Below are 18,833 nucleotides of genomic sequence, written 5' to 3'. Positions count from 1 at the left end.
CGAGATCTACACCTCTCTATTCGTCGGCAGCGTGTGATGTGTATAAGTGCCAGCTCCCGGGGAGGGGTGGGTCACGGGGCTGGCTTCAGCACATACCCGGCGCCACGCACGGTGTGGATCATGGGCTCGCGCCCGGCGTCGATCTTCTTGCGCAGATAGGAGATGTACAGCTCGACGATATTGGCTTGTCCGCCGAAGTCGTATTGCCAGACGCTATCCAGGATCTGGTTCTTGGACATCACCCGGCGGGCGTTCTCCATCAGATAGCGCAGCAGGTCGAATTCGGTGGCGGTCAAGTTCACGACGTTTCCGCCGCGGGTGACTTCACGCATATCCAGGTTCATGCTCAGGTCCCCGACGACCAGCTCCGCCGCATCGGCCTTCGCGGCACCCGAGCGCTCGACCAACCGGTGCAGTCGCAACAGCACCTCCTCGAGGCTGAACGGCTTGGTGACATAGTCGTCTCCGCCGAGCGAAAGCCCTTCGATCCTGTTTTCCACCGCATCCTTTGCCGTCAGGAACAGGGCGGGAACCTCGGGCTGAAAGGCACGGATTTTTCGCAGGACCTCAGGGCCTTCGAAACCGGGAAGCATCCAATCCAAGACCAGGATATCCGGGGAGAACGAACGGGCCTCCTGCACGGCCGACGGGCCATCCCCGGCCACCTTGACCTCCCACCCCAGCATGCGAGCCCCCATGCTGACCAGTTCGGCCAACGACGGCTCATCATCGACCACCAGGGCCCGGATGGGGGTGCCATCGGGATGTTCCAGCCGCGGAAGCTGGTTAGGGGAGAACTGCGAGTTCGTCATGTATCGATACTCCTCTGCACCTATAGGGCCAAGCTGGGATTCCGCTGTGACCGAGCTGTGAAGCGCTGACTCCTACAGTACCGGCGGAGTTGCCGGCTGTCCGCATGCCACCAGCTTCCGCCGGCGGACGGATAGTCAAGCGTGTGACCCGGGTTCGGTACTGTTACGCATAAATATGCGTTCCATGTTTTAGGGTCATCATTCGAGTGGTTCGTTGATCAGATCGAACAGTCGATCGACGTGCCTATGCCCAGACCGCGCGATCCAAAACGCTCACTTCAGAGAACTGCATAATGTGAATCACCTCACAAATTCCTGAAATCGTCTCAATATGTGGACAAATGCGATGAATATTACTTGCGGGTTCGAATTATTACGGCAAGACTAGGTCTCGTGAACATCGATCCAGCAGCACTTGCGGCCCCCGGCCCCCGTTGGGGCCACGGTGTCGGACGTGCGCGCAGCTGTTGTCGAATGTCGGCCTAGTTTCTTCCCACCTCCAGAAGACCCGAAGCACGGATGAACCGCACGCCACGACCCTGGCGTCGGCCAGCCGCACCAGACAGTTCACCGACTTTTCGCACAGTTAGAGGTTCCACCAATGTCCGTTACGTCCGGATACGTCCATATCTCCATCCGCAACGCCCAGAACCGCGCCGCTGCTGCCCAGCGCCAGGGCGCAGGCCATAGCGAATATGGTGCTCCCCAGGGATATCGTCAGCTACACGCTGTTCCTTCCCCGCAGGACCACCCTCCGATGACCGCTCCGACTCCTGTCGTTGCCGGAAACGGAACCCCCGGACCGCAGTCGGTCGATCGCGATACCGAGGCCCGCGGCTTCGTCCTCTACGTCGGTCTCGACGAGGCGACGGCCCAGGAGCAGGGCACCTCCCTCGGGAAGCTGGCCACCCAGGTCAGGGCCTTCCTGCAGACCCTCTCGCCCAACGCCCAGACCCATGCCGCCGTGGCCTTGGCCCCGGCAAACGCCCCCGGTGAGAGCATCGACGTCGTGCGTCAGGCACTGGGGGACCCGACGGTTGCCCGACGTCCGCGCGGTGAGGTCATTCGCCATCAGCCGGCAGCCTCGCGTCCCTCGGGCGTGCTGATCGACCTGTCGCGCCGCGAGGTCCACCTGGACGGGGAGACACTGAACCTGACGTTCAAGGAATTCGAGCTGCTCAACTACCTGGTCGAGAACGGTGCGCGCACCGTCGGCCGCGATGAGCTGCTGAGCAACCTCTGGCGCAATGCCGAGGAGATTCCCAATGAGCGAACCATCGACGTGCATATCCGCCGACTGCGTTCGAAGCTCGGTCGCCTGGCCAATACGGTGCGTACGGTCCGTGGCCAGGGCTACCGGTTCTATGAGCATCCCGAGGTCATCGTCTGGGCAGCCCCGGAATACAGCATCTGATTTCCGTTTCATCTCACGACGACGGCGGCGCCTGCCAGACGGGCGCCGCCGTCGTTGTTCCGCGGGGCACCTAAACTGGTCCTATGAGCCAGCACCACCTGAAACGCCTGATGCTCCTGCGCCACGCCAAATCCGACTTCCCCTTCGGGATCGAGGACCATGACCGGCCCCTGGCCAGCCGGGGCAACCGCGAAGCCCCGTTCGCCGGGGCATGGATGGTCGAGAACGGCTGGGTCCCGGATTCCCTGATGTGCTCGGATGCGCTCCGCGCCCGGTCGACCTGTGCCTGGGTGTCCAGCGAACTAGGGGAGAAGGGCCCGACGCCGTATCTGGATTCGCGGATCTACGGAGCCTCGGCCACGCAACTGGTATCGGTGATCAACGAGACGCCGGATACCGTGGGAACACTCCTGGTCATCGGGCATCTGCCCGCGGTCCAAGAGGTGGCGATGGCGTTGGCCTCGGTGGAATCCGAGGAAGAGCCCGTGATGGAACTGGCCACCCGTTACCCGACGTTGGGGCTGACCCTATTGGAGACAGAGAAACCCTGGGCCGAACTTGATGGCCGGGATGCCCGGGTGAGCGGGTTCGTCGTTCCCCGGGGCTGAGGCCCGTTCTTCAGCCCAGTCCGGTAAAGGCGCTCACGGCCTGCACGCAGGTGGCGATGCTCCGTTCGGGGTGGAAGACGTGGCGGTCACGACCGATGATCAGGACCGCTCCGAAGACGGCAGTGGCCATCGCCGCACGGTCGGTGGCTCCGAGGCCCGGGTAGTTCCCGGTCGCGTCGAGGCGGTCCAGTGCCTCCCGGATGACCCCGATGATTTCACTACCCAAGGCGGCGAGGGTCTCGGCCCAATCGCTGGGGGACTGCCACTGCTCGCTGATCCACAGCTGGGCGAAGGAGGGGTACTCGTCCATGAATTCCAAGGAGGCGGCCACCATGTCCCGGAAACCTGCCGCCGGGTCGGGATCTGCCGTTCCCTTCTCCAGGCGTTCGAAGAGCACGTCGGCGCCGAAGCGCATCAATTGCCCGATCAGCTGCGCCTTCGAACCGAAATTATAGTAAACAGTCCCCTTGGACACCCCCGCCGCGGCGGCAATTTCGTCGACCGTGACCCGGTGGTGTCCCCGGTCGCCGATGAGGATCATCGAGGCTTCGAAGAGCCGATGTTTGGAATCGGTGGCCCGGACCCGACGGCGTGTGGTGGCTCCGCCCTCGCGGCCGGCCGGCAGGGGTCCGCTGGAGGGGGCGCTCATGCCGAGAGTTCCGGGTGCAAGGTTTTCAGCGTCCACGTCTTACCCCGATGGACCGCCAGGATGCTCATGGCCAGGCCGATGGCCGCGTAACCCAGCAGGGCCAGCACCAGCGGGGCAAGCCCCTCGAGCGAGGCCCCGTACATCAGGTGACGCAGCCCGGTGATCACATGTCCCATCGGCAGCAGGTTATGGGCCACATGCAGGGGATCGGGAGTGGTCTCCCAGGGGAAGGTGCCGCCGGCGGAAACCAGTTGGAGGACCAGAAGGACGAGCACCACCAGTTTGCCGGGGGTGCCCAGCAGGGCGCAGATGCCTTGGACGATGGCGGTGAACGCGACGCTGGCCATCAGGAACAGCCCCCAGGTCAGCCAGGGGTGGGCCGTCTGCAGGCCGAGGCCGAAGAGCACCACCCCGTAGAGAACCGTCGCCTGCAGCATCGACAGGAACACGAAGGGGAGCCAACCACCGATCGCGATCTTCCAGGACGCCGCATTGGAAGCCAGGGCGCGTTGGGTGACCGGGCGCATGATCTGGACCAGGATGAAAGCTCCGATCCAGACGGCGAGGGTCATGAAGAAGGGGGCGAGTCCTTCGCCGTAGGTTCCCGCACTGGCCTGATCCGCACGATCCACTGAGACCGGATCGCCGATGACATGTGATACTTGGTTCTTTTGTTTATCGGTGGGGTTGGGGACCTCCTTCGTCCCATCGGTGAGCTTCTCGGCGAGGGTTCCGGAACCGTCGACCAGTTGGTCGGCACCGGAGCCCAGATCGCCGACGCCATCGCGCAGATCCGCTGTGCCTCCCGTCAACGTCCCGGTTCCGTCGACGAGGGATGCCGCACCGCCGTCCAGTTTCTTGGCACCGGCCAGAGCGTCCTGCTGCCCGTCCAGCAGGGTGTTCGCCCCGCTGGCCAGCTTCCCGGAGGCGGCCGAGAGCTGCTGGGCGCCGTCCGCGGCATCGGAGACCCCGTTGGCCAGGGCCTGTGAGGAGTCCGCGAGGGTATCGGTGCCCCCGGCCAAGGTGCCCAGCCCGCCGCTGAGCTTCTTGGCGCCGTCGGCGACCTGGCGCGAGCCGGTGCCGAGCTGGTCGATATTGGCCTTGGCGGTAGCCAGGTCCTTCCGGGTCTTCTCGGCCTCCGCGGTCACTCCTGAATCGGCGCCCAACTTCTTGACCGAGGCACGCGCCCTCTCGGCCTCGTCCGCGGTGATCACCTTGTCCTTAATCAGCTGGTCCACGGTGCCGTCGAGTCGGGACTGGGCGTCCTTTTCCAAGGAGGTGATCGTGTCCGCGGCGTTGTCGACCTTGGCGCTGAGTTGTTCGTTGCCGTCGGCGACCTGTTCCGCTCCGGCGGCCAGTTCCTTCCCCGCACTATTGGCCGAGGCGGCACCATCGGCGAGTTGGCGGGTCTTCTGTGGCAGTTGTGCGGTTTTGGATTTCATGGTGTCCAGCCCCGAAGACAGCTGGTCGGCACCGCCCTGGAGCTGGCCCGCCCCGTTGGCCAGTTTCCCGGTACCGGTGACCAGCTTCTGCTGGCCCTCGATGAGGGAGGAGGTCCCGCCCTTGAGCTGATGGGCGCCGTCGTCGAGCTGATTCGCGCCGGAGTCCAACTTTTTGGCCCCGTCGGCCAGGGTGCCGATTCCGTCGTCGAGCTTGACGGTGCCATCGTGGAGCTCATCGGCCCCGTCGGCCGCCTTGGCCATCTGGGAGTGGATGCGGCCGAAGCCGGTCAGCAGGGTGTCAGCGGTTTCGGTGCCGACTTCCTGGGCGACCGTGTTGTGGACCTCCCCGGCGAGCTTATCGGCGAAGGTCCCGACCATGTAGTTATTGGCGTCGTTCGTGGTGATTTCCAAGATGGCCTGCTTCGCGGCGTCAAAGTCCTCCGGGGAGGCCAGATTCTTGGAGAAGTCGGCAGGAATGGTCATGGCGAAGGCGTACTCGCCGGTCCGCACGCCTTCTTCGGCCGCTTCCTCGGAATCCACGACGTTCCACCCGAAGGTTGCATCCTCGAGCAAGGAGTCCACGACCTCGTCTCCGACGTGCAGATCCTTGCCGTCTTGCTGGGAGCCCTGGTCCTCGTTGACCAAGGCCACCTTGACGTTGTCCAGGTGGGAGTAAGGGTCCCAGTTCGCATACAGGTACAGGGCGCCATAGAGCAGCGGGACCAGGGTCATGGCAATGATTGCCATCCACGGCAGGACGCCGCTGGTCATGCGCTTGAGTTCGGAGAGGGCTAGACGAAGAGTGGTCATTCGGGGGACTCCGTGGGGTGGGGGAGGTTATCTGCGCCGGCTTCTGCCACCGGGCCGGTCCACTCGGTGGGGACGGTGCGTACGACGGCGATGATCGCCGGTTGCCGGCGCCCTTCCGCCGTCTGTTCCAGATGGGCGACCCATTCCCCGTCGTTGATGCCGTGCCGATCGGGGGTATCGAAGACCAGCAGGGAGGTGTCGTGCCCTTCCAGGGCCAGATGCGTGAGGATCCGCTGGCGATCCAGCGGATCGATGGCATCGACGAATTCACCGGCCAGATGGGTCAGGTGGTGGCGTTCGAGCCAGGCTTCGATGCTGCTGCGGCGCCAGAACGGCCCGGGGTGCAGTGCCAAATCCTCGGAGACCAGATCCTTGACCTTCAGATGGGCCTCTGGTTCGTTGATCTCGGGGGAGTCGACGATCATGCTGATGCTGCGCACCACCTCCAGAGCCGGATCGCCATTCCAGGCCACCGTGCCGGCGTCGGGACGCATGCGGGCGCTGAGTGCCAGGGCCAAGGCGGTCCGGGTGGTCTGCGGCTCGGCGTGGACCAGGAGCAGTTCGCCGGAGGCCACCTTGAGGCTGGTGGAGTCCACGAGCGGCGCGTGGCGGCCCTGGATGGAAAGTTCGTCTGCAATGAGCACTCCACCATGCTAATCGAACTGACCGGTCAGTTCAATTAGTGATGATGTGGTTTTCGCCGCATCGGGGGTACGCACAAAAAAGCCCCGCCGAAGCGAGGCTTTTTTCTGTGGTGCGCCCAAAGGGATTCGAACCCCTGACCTTCTGTTCCGTAGACAGACGCTCTATCCAGCTGAGCTATGGGCGCTCGGTCTGCGACACCGCCGCTGACCTCGAATAACTATACAGACAGTTGGCGGCGGCGCAAAATCGGAGGTTCCCTCGAAGGGGGTGCCCGGATGATTCACAATACAACTAGACCGGTCTATGTGATCTTAATCACAGTAAGGTCGTTTGAAACCCCGCGAATCCGGGGAAGAACGGCTGCCGGGCCTCCCGTCGGGGCGGCAAGCGATCCGCATCACCTCCAGAGCCTAGCGGCCCCGTCCTAGCATCGAGGGACCAGTACAAGCCCAATGGAGGGAATGGACATGAGCGAGCGCTCCGATCAAACGGTTCTCGACGCAGAGCGTCAGACCGCACCGACGACCCACGCAAAGCTACTGGCCTGGGTCGGCGACATTGTGGAGCTCACGCAGCCGGAGAGTGTCCACTGGGTCGACGGGAGCCAACAGGAGGTCGACCGCCTCACCGCCGAGCTGGTCGACGCCGGTACTCTCGTGAGACTAAATGAGGCGAAGTTCCCCAACTCCTTCGCCGCCTTCTCGGACCCCAAGGACGTGGCCCGAGTTGAAGAACGTACCTTCATCTGCTCGACAGAGGAGCAGGATTCGGGGTTCACCAATAACTGGATGGACCCGCAGCAGATGAAGCCGATCCTGAACGAACGCTTCAGCGGATCGATGCGCGGACGCACCATGTATGTCATACCCTTCGTCATGGGCCCGCTCGATGCCGAGCACCCGCAGTTCGGCGTGGAGATCACCGATTCCGCCTATGTCGTGGCCTCCATGCGGATCATGGCCCGCATCGGCATCGACGTCCTGGCCAAGATGGAAGCCAGCGACGCCTTCTTCGTGCCCGCGGTGCACTCCGTCGGCGCCCCGCTCGCAGCCGGTGACACCGATGTCGCCTGGCCCTGCAACCCCGAGAAATGGATCGTCCATTTCCCCGAGGAGCGGGCGATCTGGTCCTACGGCTCCGGATACGGAGGCAACGCACTCCTGGGCAAAAAGTGCTTTGCCCTGCGGATCGCCTCGGTCATGGGCCGGGACGAAGGCTGGCTGGCCGAGCATATGCTCATCCTCAAGCTCACCAGTCCCGAGGGCAAAAGCTACAACGTGGCGGGGGCCTTCCCCTCGGCGTGCGGCAAGACGAACCTGGCCCTGCTGGAACCGACCATCGAAGGCTGGACCGCCGAGACCTTGGGCGATGACATCAACTGGATGCGCATCGGCAAAGAAGGCGAACTGCGGGGCGTCAACCCCGAATACGGTCTCTTCGGCGTCGCCCCGGGTACCGGCTGGAGCACCAACCCCAACGCCATGCGCGCCATCACCAAGGGCAACTCCATCTTCACCAACGTCGCGTTGACCGACGACGGAGGCGTCTGGTGGGAGGGGATGACCGACGAGGTCCCCGAACACCTGACCGACTGGCTCGGCAACGACTGGACTCCTGCCTCCGGGACGAAGGCGGCGCACCCGAACTCACGGTTCTGCACCCCGATCGACCAGCTCGACATGCTCTCCCAGGAGTTCTACAACCCCGAAGGGGTGGAGATCCATGCCATCCTCTTCGGTGGTCGGCGCAAGACCACCATCCCCTTGGTGACCGAGGCCAGCTCATGGACCAACGGCATCTTCATGGGTTCCACGCTGTCCTCGGAAACCACTGCGGCAGCCGCCGGCGCCGTGGGCCGGGTTCGCCGCGACCCGATGGCGATGCTGCCCTTCATCGGGTACGACGCCGGTGACTACCTGCGCCACTGGGACTCCATTGAATCCAAGGCCGATCCGGCCCGCCTGCCGCGGATCTTCCTGGTCAACTGGTTCCGCCGCACCCCCGAGGGCGGATTCGCCTGGCCGGGGTTCAGCGACAACTCCCGCGTGCTGAAGTGGATCATTGGACGCATCGAAGGCATCGCAGATGCCCAAGACACCCCGATCGGCAAGGTGCCCACCGGGGACTCCATGGATCTGAGCGGTCTGGATTCTTTCACCGCCGAAGACCTCGAGGTGGCCGTGACGGTCGACCCCGAGGAATGGAAGCAGGAGCTGGCCGATATCGAGGAATGGTACGCCAAGTTCGGGCCGTCCCTGCCGCAGTCCCTGCAGGATGAGCTGGCCGGATTGAAGCAGCGTCTGGGAGCCTAACCGGTCCAGGCAGCGAAGAACACGACGGGCGGGGAGCCGGCCCGCGGACCCTCTCTGATGGTCTGCGGGCCGGCTCCCCGCCCCATGTATCTGCTGACGGCCTTCAGTTGGAGTTGAGGGTACACGCTGGGCCAATAGGCGATAGTTCACCTAGCAGGCTGGCATGATGGAGACATGATCCTCGCACGTTTGATTCTCGGGCTCCTGAGCCTGTCGCCGATGACCGGCTACGACCTGAAGAAACACTTCGACTCGAGCATCAACCACTTCTGGAATGCCGATAAGGCGCAGATCTACCGGACCCTGGCCCAGTTGGTCGCCGACGGGCTGGCCACGGTGCAGACCGTGCCACAGGAAAACTATCCAGCACGCCAGGAACACCACATCACCGAGGCCGGTCGGGCGGCGTTGCAGGACTGGCTGACCGGAACGTTGGACCGCCAGCCGGCCCGCGAGCCCTTCCTGGGACGAATCTTCTTCTCCGGGGAACTCGAACGCCACGAGGTCGTGGAACTGCTCGCGGCACGCCGTATCGAAGCCGAAGACCTGCACCTGTCGTATCGGGCACTGCGCGCAGAATTGGATGAGGCGGCGCTGACCGATCGACGCGGCTACCTGATGGCCGCCACGCTGGATCACGGCATTGCCCATATCGGTGCCGAACTGTCCTGGCTCGACTCCGTCGAAGGGAATCTGCCATGAACGAGCGCCCCACGGCGCGGCCCGCTGCCGCAGAGCGCCCCGACCCGGCCGGCTATCCGGAGATCCACCGGCCGTTGCGCCCGCGGATGGACGGTAAACCGGCCCAGACGCTGGTCTTCCTCCATGGCGGCAACGTGGCGAACTGGATGTGGGATCCGCAGGTCAAAGCGTTCCCGGCGTATCAGATTTTCACCCCGCATCTACCGGGTTTCGGAGCCCGGGCCGAGGAGGACTGGTCCGGGCTCGATAGTGCTGCCGACGATGTCGCGGCCTTCATCGCCGAAGAGGTCGAGGACGGCAGGGTCCATCTGGTCGGCCAATCCCTGGGTGGTGTGGTGGGCTTGCGGGTGCTGGCCCGGCATCCTGAACTCTTTGCCAGCGCACTGTTCACCGGGGCAGGGATCCGCCCGGTGGGGGCCGGGACGCGACTTTCCACGGCGGCACAGCTGCGTTTCGGGGATGCCGAATGGTTCTGGAAGGTCCAGGCGGGTGCCTTCGGGATTCCCGCGAATTCGCGCAGGCTCTACTCCGAACATGGGCTGACCCTCCGCCCGGAGAACATGAAGGCCATGCTCGAGGAGGTCCAGGCAGGCGGTCTGCCCGACGGTCTGGGGGAGTACACCGAACGTCTGATGATGGTGGCCGGGGCCCGGGAACCGGCCCTGGTGCGCAAGGGGTTCGCCGATGTGGCCGCCATCCGCGAGGATACGGTCTTCCGCCTGGCTCCGGGACTGCACCATCAATGGAGCGTCGAGGATCCGCTGTTCTTCAACGCCATGGTCCGCGCATGGATCGAACGCGGTGAGGTCCACCCGCGCCTCGAAAGGGTCCCGGGGCTACAACATGAGGTCTGAGCCCCCGCGGGACAGGACGACGGCTGTGGCTACCGTGGAAGCTCCTGCGGGTCCCTCAGCGTGTAAACGTCACGGAGCGGCCCGCGATCTGGCTCATCCAGTTCGCGGGCCGCTCCGGTGTGCTGCCCCTTCCGGGGCAGCGGGCTCGGGCCTAGGCGGCGAGCCACAGGTCGGGGCCGAAGACCTCGTAGTGGATGTTGGTGGGTGCCACGCCCGCGGCGATCGCCTGGCTGCGCACCGCACGCATGAAGGGCAGCGGGCCACAGAGATACATCCGGGCATCCTCGGGTAGTTCGATGCCCGAGAGATTCATGAACCCCTCGGCGGCCTGCAGGCTCTCGGTGGTTCCGGTGGTGTCTTCGAGCCAGAGACGCATCTCGACATTGGGCAACTGCTCCACGGCGGCGAGCATCTGGTCCTTCAGCGCCCAGTTGGACTCCACGGCCTCGGCGTGCAGGACCAGCACCTGACGGTCCGATCCCGTGGAGACCAGGGACTGCAGGGCCGAAGCACTCGGGGTGCAACCAATACCCGCGGTGGCAATGACGATGGGGCCACCGTCCATGTCCAGGGTGATGTCACCGTAGGGGTTGGACAGTTCCACGACGTCGCCGACCTCGAGGTTGCGGTGCATGAAGGGGGAAACCTCCCCGCCTTCGTCGAGCTTGGTGGTCAGCACCCGCTCGGTGGTGGATTCAACGTTATCCGACAGGGAGTACTGGCGGCACTGGCGCAGACCATCGGCCAGCGGCACGCGGATGCTCACGAACTGGCCGGGCTTGGCCACCGTGACGGCAGTATCGTCGGCCGGCTCGAAACGGAACGTCATGCAATCCAGGCCGGAGGACTGCTTGGAGGTCAGCTTCCACGGGGAGTAGATCCGGTCATTGGCCTGTTCGGCATAGAGGCCCTTCTCGATCTTGACCAGGGCGTCGGCCATCAGCCAATACACCTCGGACCAGGCGGCGACGACCTCGTCGGTGGCCGCGTCGCCCAAATCCTCGGCGATGGCCGCGAAGAGGTAGTCGAAGACGATTTGGTATTGGTCAGGCTGGATACCCAAGGAGGTGTGCTTATGGGCGATCCGGGATAAGACCGATTCGGGCAGCGAATCGGGGTGTTCGACCAGATGCGAGGCGAAGGCGGCGATGCTGCCGGCCAGGGCCTGCTGCTGGGCTCCGTTCTTCTGGTTGGCGCGGCTGAACATGCCGTCCAGGAGTTCAGGACGTGCCGCAAACATCCCGGCGTAGAACTTCTTGGTGATCTCACCGATCCGTTCGCCAATCACGGGAAGTGTCGCCTGGACGACGGGGCGGGACGTTTCTGAGAGCATCGGATCTCCTCGAGGTCGAATTACTTGCGTCTGATCCGCAAGTATTATGAGTCATTTCTACACCTTGTAGAAAACATGGGCAAATCGGTTACGGAAAAGTAGGGAACGGGAGGGTGCGGAGCGCGGGAGACGTGGCAAGATCGCGGATCGGCCAACGGTCCAGCTCCTGGTAGAAGGCCTCCTGGGCCCGGCCCAGCGCCGTACGGAGGCGGCAGCCGGCAATCAGCGGGCAGGCGTCCGCGCCGTCGGCGGTGGTGCATTCGGCGAGGTCGCCCTGCCCCTCGAGGCTGCGCAGCAGCGTGCCGGCGCCCAGCGATAAACCCGAGGGGTTGATCTGCACGCCACCGGTACGGCCACGCTTCACGTCCAGGTGACCCAGCTGGCCGAGCCGGTGCACGGCCTTGGACACCTGGTTATAGGGGATATCGATCGCCTCGGCGATGTCCCGGGTTTTCAGCAGGGTGTCGGGCCGGGAGGCCAGCAACATCAGCAGTCGCAGGCAGACATCCGAGAAGGCGTTGATTCTCATGACATCGCCGCCCGGCCCGCAAGAATCAGGCCCAGATCCTCAAGTCGGCGGCTTCCGGGGCGGGCTCCTCGAAGGTCCATTCGCCACCGTCGGCGGCGGGGGAGGAATACGGCTGAATGATGGCCACCGCGCCACCGAGGCTGTGCTCGGCGAGGGCGTGGACGGCGTCGGATTCTTCCTGCAGGAGGGTCACGTCGGAGACCAGGGCCACGGCGACGAAGTTCTCGCGCTGCCCGATCAGCAAGGTGACCAGGTCATCCATCATGACCTCGGCGTCGACATCCGCCTCGGGATCCTCTTCGTTCTCATCCGGCTGGACGGCCAGTAGTCGCAACTCGCCTTCTGCGTCGCCGTCGGGCTCCAGGCCAATGGCGAAGGGCAGGAAGACACCATTGGTTTCGAGCTGCTCGCGGGCGACGCCCAGGGCGGTGCCAAGCACCTTATTCAGGTCCTGGTGGGCTGCCTCACCGAGTTCGGCCAGCCGGTTTTCCGTGGGGTTCTCGCTCATGCATTGCTCCTGACAAGGGTGAGGACGGCGTCGCGGACGCGTTCCATGGTCGTGGTGTCTACGGCTTCCCCGTTATAGCGGAGGAAGGGTTCGGTGTTGGAAGGGCGCAGGTTGAACCAGAAGGATCCATCCGTGGCCTTCACCGTGGTGCCGTCCAGCCTATCGACGACGGTGTCCTGCGTCGAAAAGTGTTCCAGGACGCGGGCCACTGCCGCCTCCTTGTCCTCGACCTCGGAGTTGATCTCCCCCGAGGAGAAGTAGGGCTCGTATTCGGCGGCCAGATCGCCCAGGGGGCGGTCCTGGGACCCCAAGGCGGCCAGCACATGCATCGCGGCGAGCATGCCGGTGTCGGCATTATAGAAATCACGGAAGTAATAGTGGGCGCTGTGCTCGCCGCCGAAGACGGCGCCCTCTGCGGCCATCACCGCCTTGATGAAGGAGTGCCCCACCCGGGTGACCACCGGCCGACCGCCGTCGTGCTCCACCAGTTCGGGCACCGCGCGGGAGGTGATCAGGTTGTGGATGATGACCGGGGTCTGCTCACCGGCAGCCTTCGCCCGGGCAATCTCGCGGCGGGCCACCAACGCGGTGACGGCCGACGGGGAAACCGGCAGACCCGCCTCGTCGATGACGAAGCAGCGGTCCGCGTCGCCGTCGAAGGCCAGACCGAGGTCGGCGCCGTGTTCAACCACGGCGGCCTGCAGATCCTTGAGGTTTTCCGGCTCCAGCGGGTTCGCCGGGTGGTTGGGGAAGGTGCCGTCCAGCTCGAAGTACATCGGCACGATCTCCAGCGGAAGCCCCGGCAACAGATCATCGCCCAAGACCGCGGGGGTGGTCATCCCTGACATGCCGTTGGCGGCATCGACGACGACCTTCAACGGGCGGATCCCCGACAGGTCCACCAGCGATCTGAGGTAGGTGGCGTAGTCCTCCAACACGTCCCGGGTACTGATCTCGCCCTGGGGGACGTCCCCGGAAACCGGGAGGCCCTCCTCCAGGTAGGTCTGGGCCAGGTCGCGGATGTCATAGAGCCCGGTATCGGAGGAGACCGGCACGGCGCCGGCCTTCGCCATTTTCATGCCGTTATAGGCGGCCGGGTTGTGACTGGCGGTGAAGACGACGCCGGCTGCGTCCAGATGACCGCAGGCAAAGTAGAGCTCGTCGGTGGAGATCAGTCCCAGCAGGCAGACATCGGCCCCGCGGTAGGAGGCCCCCCGGGCGAAGGCCGCACTGAAGGCGGGGGAGGAGGGGCGCATGTCACCGCCGACCAGAACCTGTTTCCCGGCCAGGGACAGGATGTCGACGAAGGCGGCGCCGACGGCCTCGACGATCTCCTCGTTAATGGTTTCGCCGACGATGCCGCGGACGTCGTAGGCCTTGAAGGAAAGGGAAAGATCAATCTCGCTGCTCACGGGTTCGAGCTTAGCTGTTCGGGGCGTGTCCACGCGATGATCCACCGACTTCACCCGGCCGGTGCCCAACCGTGGGTCCTCGCTGGGATACTGGGGCCATGGTTGAAACGCGGAACGCACAATTACACGAAGACGCCACGACGGTCCTGCGCCGGCTGGTCGGCAACGACGGGGCTGAATTCCATGACGGCCAGTTCGAAGCGATCGAGGCGTTGGTCGAAGGGGGCCGCCGGGCCCTGGTGGTCCAGCGCACCGGTTGGGGCAAATCCGCCGTGTATTTCGTGGCCAGCCTGCTGCTGCGCGCCCGTGGTTCGGGGCCGACACTGATCGTCTCCCCGCTGCTGGCCCTCATGCGCGACCAGGTCGCCGCAGCGGCCCGTGCCGGGGTGCGGGCCGAAGCCATCAACTCGGCCAACGCCGTGCAATGGCAGGAGATCATCGCCAAGCTCGAGGCCGACGAGGTGGACGTTCTGCTGGTCTCGCCCGAACGGCTGAACAATCCTTCCTTCCGCGAGCAGCAGCTGCCCGAACTGATCCGCAGAATGGGCCTGCTGGTGATCGACGAAGCCCACTGCATTTCCGACTGGGGGCATGACTTCCGCCCCGACTACCGGCGGATCAGGGACCTCATCGGCGCCCTGCCGGGAAACGTTCCGGTGCTGGCCACCACGGCGACCGCCAACGAGCGGGTGGTCCACGACGTCCAGGAACAGTTGGCCGTGGGCGGGGCCGAGGCCTTCACCCTGCGCGGACCATTGGCCCGCAAATCGCTGCGGCTGGGTGTCCTGCGGCTGCCGAGCCCGCGTTCCCAGCTGGCCTGGTTATTGACCCACCTGGACGACCTGCCCGGCAGCGGCATCATCTACACCCTGACGGTTTCGGCGGCCGAGGACATCACCCGGCTGCTCCGTGAAGCAGGGCACGAGGTGCGTTCCTATACCGGGCGGACCGACCCCGAAGAACGGGCGGCGTCCGAACAGGCGCTGAAGGAGAACCGGGTCAAGGCCCTGATCGCCACCAGTGCGCTGGGGATGGGCTTCGATAAACCCGACCTCGGCTTCGTCGTCCACGTCGGGGCCCCCAGCTCGCCGGTCGCCTACTACCAGCAGGTGGGGCGTGCCGGCCGTGGAACCGATAACGCCGACGTGCTGTTGCTGCCGGGCACCGAGGACCGCGAAATCTGGAGGTACTTCGCCACCTCCTCCATGCCCGACGAAGAAAGGGCTCACGCGGTCCTCTCCGAACTGGAAGCTGCCGGAACGGCGGTTTCGGTCCCGGCCCTGGAAGCCCGGGTGAACCTGCGACGCTCCCCGCTGGAACTGCTGCTGAAGGTTTTGGCCGTGGACGGGGCCGTGGAACGGGTCGCCGGCGGGTGGGCGCGCACCCGCGAACCCTGGTCCTACGATGCCGCCCGGTATGCGCGGGTCGCCGCGGCCCGCGTCGACGAACAGAATTCGATGCTGGAATACGAGCGCACCACCGGTTGCCGGATGGAGTTCCTCTCCCGTGTGCTGGACGATCCGGCAGCGGCACCGTGCGGGCGCTGCGATAACTGTGCCGGCCCCTGGTATCAGGACACGATCGGCGATGAGGCCCGCGACAGGTCCCAAGCGGCACTCGGACGGGTGGGCGTCCAGGTCGACCCCCGGGCCATGTGGCCCGGGGGGATGGACCGCCTGGGTGTCCCGCTGAAGGGCAAGATCAAACCCGTTGACCAGGCCCGCACCGGTCGGGCCCTGGCCCGACTCACCGACCTGGGCTGGGGAGCCCGGCTCCGGACCCTGCTCTCGACCCCCGTCGACGAGGCCCCCGACGCCCCCATCGAGGAGGCGATGCTCCGGGCCTGCGTGCAGGTGCTCTCCGAATGGGATTGGGCCGAACGCCCGGCAGCAGTGGTGAGCCTGCCCTCACGCACCCGCGGTGAACTGGTGGGCTCCTTCGCCCGGGGGATCGCAGGAATTGGCCGGCTTCCCTACCTCGGGGCATTGGACTACCCGCATGGCGGACCCCGGGGAGCTTCGGGAGGTAATAGCGCCTTCCGGCTCGCCGCCGTCTGGGGGCAGTTCGCCGTGGGAGCCGACCTGGCCGAGAAACTGGCGTCCCTGGACGGCCCGGTCCTGCTGATCGACGATTACGTCGACAGCCGGTGGACCCTCACCGAGGCCACCCGGGTGCTCCGAGAAGCCGGGGCCGACGCCGTCCTGCCTTTCGTCCTGGCGGTCTCTGCCTAGACAGTGGACCCACGCCCTAGACTTGGGGCATGGAGACGTTGTTATGGGTTGTGGTCCCGCTACTGGTGTTGGCTGCCGTGTGGTGGTGGGTGGCGCGGCTGCGTCGGAAGACCTCCGCGGAGGTGAACGGTTCCGTCGGGCCCGCATCGGCCCGGGAGGCCGCCGGGCAGTTGGGCGCCGAAGCCCACCGTGCCGTGTACCGTCAGCTCGCCCAAGGGAACTTCATGGGTGCCGTGCAGGCCTACCGCTCGGCCACCGGTGTGGGGGTCAAGGCCAGCATCATTGCCGTGCGCAGCCTCGAAGCCCACCCGCAGGTCCACCAGGATCGGGGCTCGTTCGCCCAGACACAGGAACCGGTGCAGGACACCCGGCCGCCGGCGGAAGCCACGGGCAGCGAAGCATCAGCAGCTGCTCCCGGGGAACCGGACGCGAACCCGGCGGCCGGGGACGACGTGGCAGGGGCCGGGCCCACCGAACCCACGGCCGAGGCTGCCGACCCGTCAGGTCCTGCGGCGCAGGCGAACCTGGACGATTTCACCATTCCTGAGGAATGGGCCGAAAAATTCGGTAGCGGGGCCAGCCGCAAAACCTCCAATTTCCGGATCTCCGCCGAGGAAGACGGCGTCAAACGGGAGTTCGGTACCGATGAACTGCCCCCGGCCGAGTTTGACCAGTTCCAGTCGCTGCTGCGTGACCACGATCTTGACGGTGCGGCAGACCTGTTGGCCAAATTCTCGGGCCTGGACCGGGATTCCATCAGGGAACTGCTCGATACGGCGCCGGTCGATGGCAACCCGGCATCGATGTCGGAGGATATTGCCGACTTCAGCTTCGAGGGAGACGGCCCCGAAGGACACGTGCAATTCAGCGCCAGCGACCTCCCGGGGGAGGATAAGACCCGCTTCTTGGGGTTCGTCCGTGCCGGGGAACTCGGGCAGGCCGCGGAGATCGTCCACCGGCATACGGGCCTTCCGGCCGAGATGGTCGAACAACTGCTGACGGCCTTCGGGAAAAAATAGGCACAAAAAAACCCCTACCTGAGTAGGGGTTTTTCAGCGGAGACGGGGGTGTGCGTACCGGACACATCGTTGACATATGTCCGAAGACATCGACGACAGACACAGTTGACGGGTGTCCGGAGACACCGTTGACAGCCCAACATGGCCGAGGAGACTACGGCCATGCCCAAGAAAACCGCGAACAAGAACCGCCTCATCGTCGCCTGCGTCGTGGAAACGGGCCGCTCCGCCCAGGACGTCGCCACACAATTCAAAGTCTCCCGACAATGGGTCCACATCCTCGTCGCTCGCTACCGCGCCGGGGGTTGGGAAGCAGTCCAACCCCAATCCAAGCGCCCACACAGCAGCCCCCGCTCGGTGGAACCGCAGCTACGCAACCGCATCGTCGAACTACGCAAAAGCCTTGACGAGCAGGGACTAGACGCGGGCGCGGCCACCATTTCCTGGCACCTTGAACGTCAAGGACACCGCCCACCGGCACGCTCGACCATCCACCAAGTCCTCCGCGCCGCGGGCCTTATCACCGATCAGCCCCGCAAACGCCCCAGGTCGTCTTGGCGACGCTTCGAAGCCAGCCAACCCAACGAGACCTGGCAATCGGATTTCATCCACTGGCACCTCGCCGACGGGACCGGGATCGAGGTGATCAACTTCCTCGATGACCATTCCCGCGCGCTGCTCTCCTGCACCGCCCATAGGGCCATCTCGGGGCCCATCGTGGTCGAGCAGTTCCTGGCAGCGTGCAATCAATACGGCACACCGGCCTCGACCCTGACAGACAACGGGCTCGTTTATACCACCAGACTGCTGCGCGATGGCAGCATCAATGGTTTCGAGAAGACCTTATCGAGCCTCGGCATCCGGCAAAAGAACGGGGCCGGGAACCACCCCCAGACCCAGGGCAAGGTCGAACGCTTCCACCGCACTCAGGAGAAATGGCTCGACAAACACCCAACACAGGGAACATTGGCCGAACTCAACCAGCTCCTGGCACTCTTCCAACAGGTCTACAACGAGGAACGACCCCACACCGCAAGGGGGAAGATGACTCCGATGGAGGCCTACCTCGCACTGCCCAAGGCCCACCCCGCCGGCAATACCCAGCGAACCGAGTACCGGCTGCGCATGGACAAGGTCGACCGCTTCGGCAAGGCCACCGTCCGATATAACGGATCCCTCAAACATTTAGGCATCGGTGCCCGGCATCGCGGGAAAATCATCATCATGCTCATTAGTGACAACGAACTCACCGTCGTGGAACATGGCAGCGGCGAAATCCTGGGTGAATACGACATCGACCCCGCCAAGGACTACCAAACCAAAAGAAAAACACCCCGGTCCGAAGACCGGGGTGTCAACGATCTCCCGAGACATCTGTAAACGATGTCCCCAGAGATCACACAGCGGAGACGGGGGGATTTGAACCCCCGGTCGAGTATAACCCCGACCCTTCATTAGCAGTGAAGTCCATTCGGCCGCTCTGGCACGTCTCCAGCGCTGCCGTGGCAGCCCCCCAAGACTACCGAACAGTGCCCCCCAAATTCAAAATGCCC

16 protein-coding genes and 2 tRNA genes are annotated in these 18,833 nt (G+C 64.8%); 8 read left to right on the top strand and 10 right to left on the bottom strand.

What is annotated here, in order from left to right:
- Nucleotides 1-71 precede the first annotated feature (71 nt).
- Nucleotides 72-812, bottom strand: a complete 741-nt coding sequence (locus tag FM101_RS02755; RefSeq protein WP_086995100.1) for a response regulator transcription factor — start codon at nt 810-812, stop codon at nt 72-74.
- 601 nt (nt 813-1,413) lie between these two features.
- Between FM101_RS02755 and FM101_RS02750 the strand changes: the two genes are divergently transcribed.
- Nucleotides 1,414-2,226 carry a winged helix-turn-helix domain-containing protein gene (locus tag FM101_RS02750; RefSeq protein ID WP_086995097.1) on the top strand — a complete coding sequence of 271 codons (813 nt, stop codon included), beginning with the start codon at nt 1,414-1,416 and terminating at the stop codon, nt 2,224-2,226.
- Between the two features lie 83 nt (nt 2,227-2,309).
- The gene (locus FM101_RS02745) at nt 2,310-2,834 is read left to right on the top strand and encodes a SixA phosphatase family protein (RefSeq protein ID WP_086995095.1); all 525 of its coding nucleotides are present in this window, start codon (nt 2,310-2,312) and stop codon (nt 2,832-2,834) included.
- A gap of 10 nt (nt 2,835-2,844) precedes the next feature.
- On the opposite strand, the gene FM101_RS02740 is transcribed toward FM101_RS02745, so the two are convergent.
- The 4 genes from FM101_RS02740 to FM101_RS02725 all read right to left on the bottom strand — a co-directional run bounded on the left by FM101_RS02740 (nt 2,845) and on the right by FM101_RS02725 (nt 6,564).
- Nucleotides 2,845-3,483 carry a TetR/AcrR family transcriptional regulator gene (locus FM101_RS02740; protein ID WP_086995092.1) on the bottom strand — a complete coding sequence of 213 codons (639 nt, stop codon included), beginning with the start codon at nt 3,481-3,483 and terminating at the stop codon, nt 2,845-2,847.
- Nucleotides 3,480-5,735, bottom strand: a complete 2,256-nt coding sequence (locus FM101_RS02735; protein ID WP_086995089.1) for a YhgE/Pip domain-containing protein — start codon at nt 5,733-5,735, stop codon at nt 3,480-3,482. The genes FM101_RS02740 and FM101_RS02735 overlap by 4 nt, the downstream gene beginning before the upstream one ends.
- The gene (locus FM101_RS02730) at nt 5,732-6,379 is read right to left on the bottom strand and encodes a hypothetical protein (protein WP_086995087.1); all 648 of its coding nucleotides are present in this window, start codon (nt 6,377-6,379) and stop codon (nt 5,732-5,734) included. The genes FM101_RS02735 and FM101_RS02730 overlap by 4 nt, the downstream gene beginning before the upstream one ends.
- 108 nt (nt 6,380-6,487) lie before the next feature.
- Nucleotides 6,488-6,564, bottom strand: a tRNA-Arg gene (locus tag FM101_RS02725).
- A 283-nt stretch (nt 6,565-6,847) separates the two neighbouring features.
- Between FM101_RS02725 and FM101_RS02720 the strand changes: the two genes are divergently transcribed.
- From FM101_RS02720 to FM101_RS02710, 3 genes are all read left to right on the top strand, one after another.
- Nucleotides 6,848-8,692 carry a phosphoenolpyruvate carboxykinase (GTP) gene (locus tag FM101_RS02720; RefSeq protein ID WP_086995123.1) on the top strand — a complete coding sequence of 615 codons (1,845 nt, stop codon included), beginning with the start codon at nt 6,848-6,850 and terminating at the stop codon, nt 8,690-8,692.
- Between the two features lie 174 nt (nt 8,693-8,866).
- Complete coding sequence (locus FM101_RS02715; RefSeq protein ID WP_086995084.1) at nt 8,867-9,394, top strand: PadR family transcriptional regulator; 528 nt, start codon at nt 8,867-8,869, stop codon at nt 9,392-9,394.
- Nucleotides 9,391-10,248, top strand: coding sequence for an alpha/beta fold hydrolase (locus FM101_RS02710; protein WP_198962462.1), 858 nt, complete (start codon nt 9,391-9,393; stop codon nt 10,246-10,248). The genes FM101_RS02715 and FM101_RS02710 overlap by 4 nt, the downstream gene beginning before the upstream one ends.
- A 151-nt stretch (nt 10,249-10,399) precedes the next feature.
- Here FM101_RS02710 and FM101_RS02705 read toward each other — a convergent pair whose 3' ends face one another.
- The 4 genes from FM101_RS02705 to FM101_RS02690 all read right to left on the bottom strand — a co-directional run bounded on the left by FM101_RS02705 (nt 10,400) and on the right by FM101_RS02690 (nt 14,030).
- On the bottom strand, nt 10,400-11,581 hold the full coding sequence (locus tag FM101_RS02705; protein ID WP_086995081.1) for a globin domain-containing protein: 1,182 nt from the start codon (nt 11,579-11,581) through the stop codon (nt 10,400-10,402).
- A gap of 88 nt (nt 11,582-11,669) precedes the next feature.
- Nucleotides 11,670-12,110, bottom strand: a complete 441-nt coding sequence (locus FM101_RS02700; RefSeq protein WP_086995077.1) for an RrF2 family transcriptional regulator — start codon at nt 12,108-12,110, stop codon at nt 11,670-11,672.
- 25 nt (nt 12,111-12,135) lie between these two features.
- The gene (locus FM101_RS02695; protein ID WP_086995074.1) at nt 12,136-12,618 is read right to left on the bottom strand and encodes a hypothetical protein; all 483 of its coding nucleotides are present in this window, start codon (nt 12,616-12,618) and stop codon (nt 12,136-12,138) included.
- Complete coding sequence (locus tag FM101_RS02690) at nt 12,615-14,030, bottom strand: phosphomannomutase/phosphoglucomutase (RefSeq protein WP_086995118.1); 1,416 nt, start codon at nt 14,028-14,030, stop codon at nt 12,615-12,617. The genes FM101_RS02695 and FM101_RS02690 overlap by 4 nt, the downstream gene beginning before the upstream one ends.
- A 98-nt stretch (nt 14,031-14,128) precedes the next feature.
- Between FM101_RS02690 and FM101_RS02685 the strand changes: the two genes are divergently transcribed.
- The 3 genes from FM101_RS02685 (at nt 14,129) to FM101_RS02675 (ending at nt 18,660) form a co-directional block, all read left to right on the top strand.
- Nucleotides 14,129-16,261, top strand: a complete 2,133-nt coding sequence (locus FM101_RS02685) for a RecQ family ATP-dependent DNA helicase (RefSeq protein WP_086995072.1) — start codon at nt 14,129-14,131, stop codon at nt 16,259-16,261.
- Nucleotides 16,262-16,290: 29 nt separating this feature from the next.
- Nucleotides 16,291-17,280: a hypothetical protein gene (locus tag FM101_RS02680; protein ID WP_143269178.1), complete on the top strand. Its 990-nt coding sequence runs from the start codon at nt 16,291-16,293 to the stop codon at nt 17,278-17,280.
- 162 nt (nt 17,281-17,442) lie between these two features.
- Complete coding sequence (locus FM101_RS02675; RefSeq protein ID WP_086995066.1) at nt 17,443-18,660, top strand: IS481 family transposase; 1,218 nt, start codon at nt 17,443-17,445, stop codon at nt 18,658-18,660.
- A gap of 24 nt (nt 18,661-18,684) precedes the next feature.
- Here the strand turns inward: FM101_RS02675 and FM101_RS02670 are convergent.
- Nucleotides 18,685-18,773: transfer RNA gene (locus FM101_RS02670), tRNA-Ser, on the bottom strand.
- Nucleotides 18,774-18,833 lie beyond the last annotated feature (60 nt).

The sequence above is a fragment of the Arthrobacter rhombi genome, assembly GCF_900163545.1.
GTDB lineage: Bacteria > Actinomycetota > Actinomycetes > Actinomycetales > Micrococcaceae > Arthrobacter_H > Arthrobacter_H rhombi_A.
The sequence above is the reverse complement of the archived record's forward strand: the minus strand, read 5'-3'. Positions and strand labels throughout refer to the sequence as shown.

Coding starts and splice junctions, on each gene's coding strand:
- FM101_RS02755 (WP_086995100.1), bottom strand. CDS start 812: ATGACGAACTCGCAGTTCTCCCCTAACCAGCTTCCGCGGCTGGAACAT.
- FM101_RS02675 (WP_086995066.1), top strand. CDS start 17,443: ATGCCCAAGAAAACCGCGAACAAGAACCGCCTCATCGTCGCCTGCGTC.
- FM101_RS02695 (WP_086995074.1), bottom strand. CDS start 12,618: ATGAGCGAGAACCCCACGGAAAACCGGCTGGCCGAACTCGGTGAGGCA.
- FM101_RS02745 (WP_086995095.1), top strand. CDS start 2,310: ATGAGCCAGCACCACCTGAAACGCCTGATGCTCCTGCGCCACGCCAAA.
- FM101_RS02740 (WP_086995092.1), bottom strand. CDS start 3,483: ATGAGCGCCCCCTCCAGCGGACCCCTGCCGGCCGGCCGCGAGGGCGGA.
- FM101_RS02680 (WP_143269178.1), top strand. CDS start 16,291: ATGGAGACGTTGTTATGGGTTGTGGTCCCGCTACTGGTGTTGGCTGCC.
- FM101_RS02705 (WP_086995081.1), bottom strand. CDS start 11,581: ATGCTCTCAGAAACGTCCCGCCCCGTCGTCCAGGCGACACTTCCCGTG.
- FM101_RS02750 (WP_086995097.1), top strand. CDS start 1,414: ATGTCCGTTACGTCCGGATACGTCCATATCTCCATCCGCAACGCCCAG.
- FM101_RS02735 (WP_086995089.1), bottom strand. CDS start 5,735: ATGACCACTCTTCGTCTAGCCCTCTCCGAACTCAAGCGCATGACCAGC.
- FM101_RS02685 (WP_086995072.1), top strand. CDS start 14,129: ATGGTTGAAACGCGGAACGCACAATTACACGAAGACGCCACGACGGTC.
- FM101_RS02720 (WP_086995123.1), top strand. CDS start 6,848: ATGAGCGAGCGCTCCGATCAAACGGTTCTCGACGCAGAGCGTCAGACC.
- FM101_RS02710 (WP_198962462.1), top strand. CDS start 9,391: ATGAACGAGCGCCCCACGGCGCGGCCCGCTGCCGCAGAGCGCCCCGAC.
- FM101_RS02700 (WP_086995077.1), bottom strand. CDS start 12,110: ATGAGAATCAACGCCTTCTCGGATGTCTGCCTGCGACTGCTGATGTTG.
- FM101_RS02715 (WP_086995084.1), top strand. CDS start 8,867: ATGATCCTCGCACGTTTGATTCTCGGGCTCCTGAGCCTGTCGCCGATG.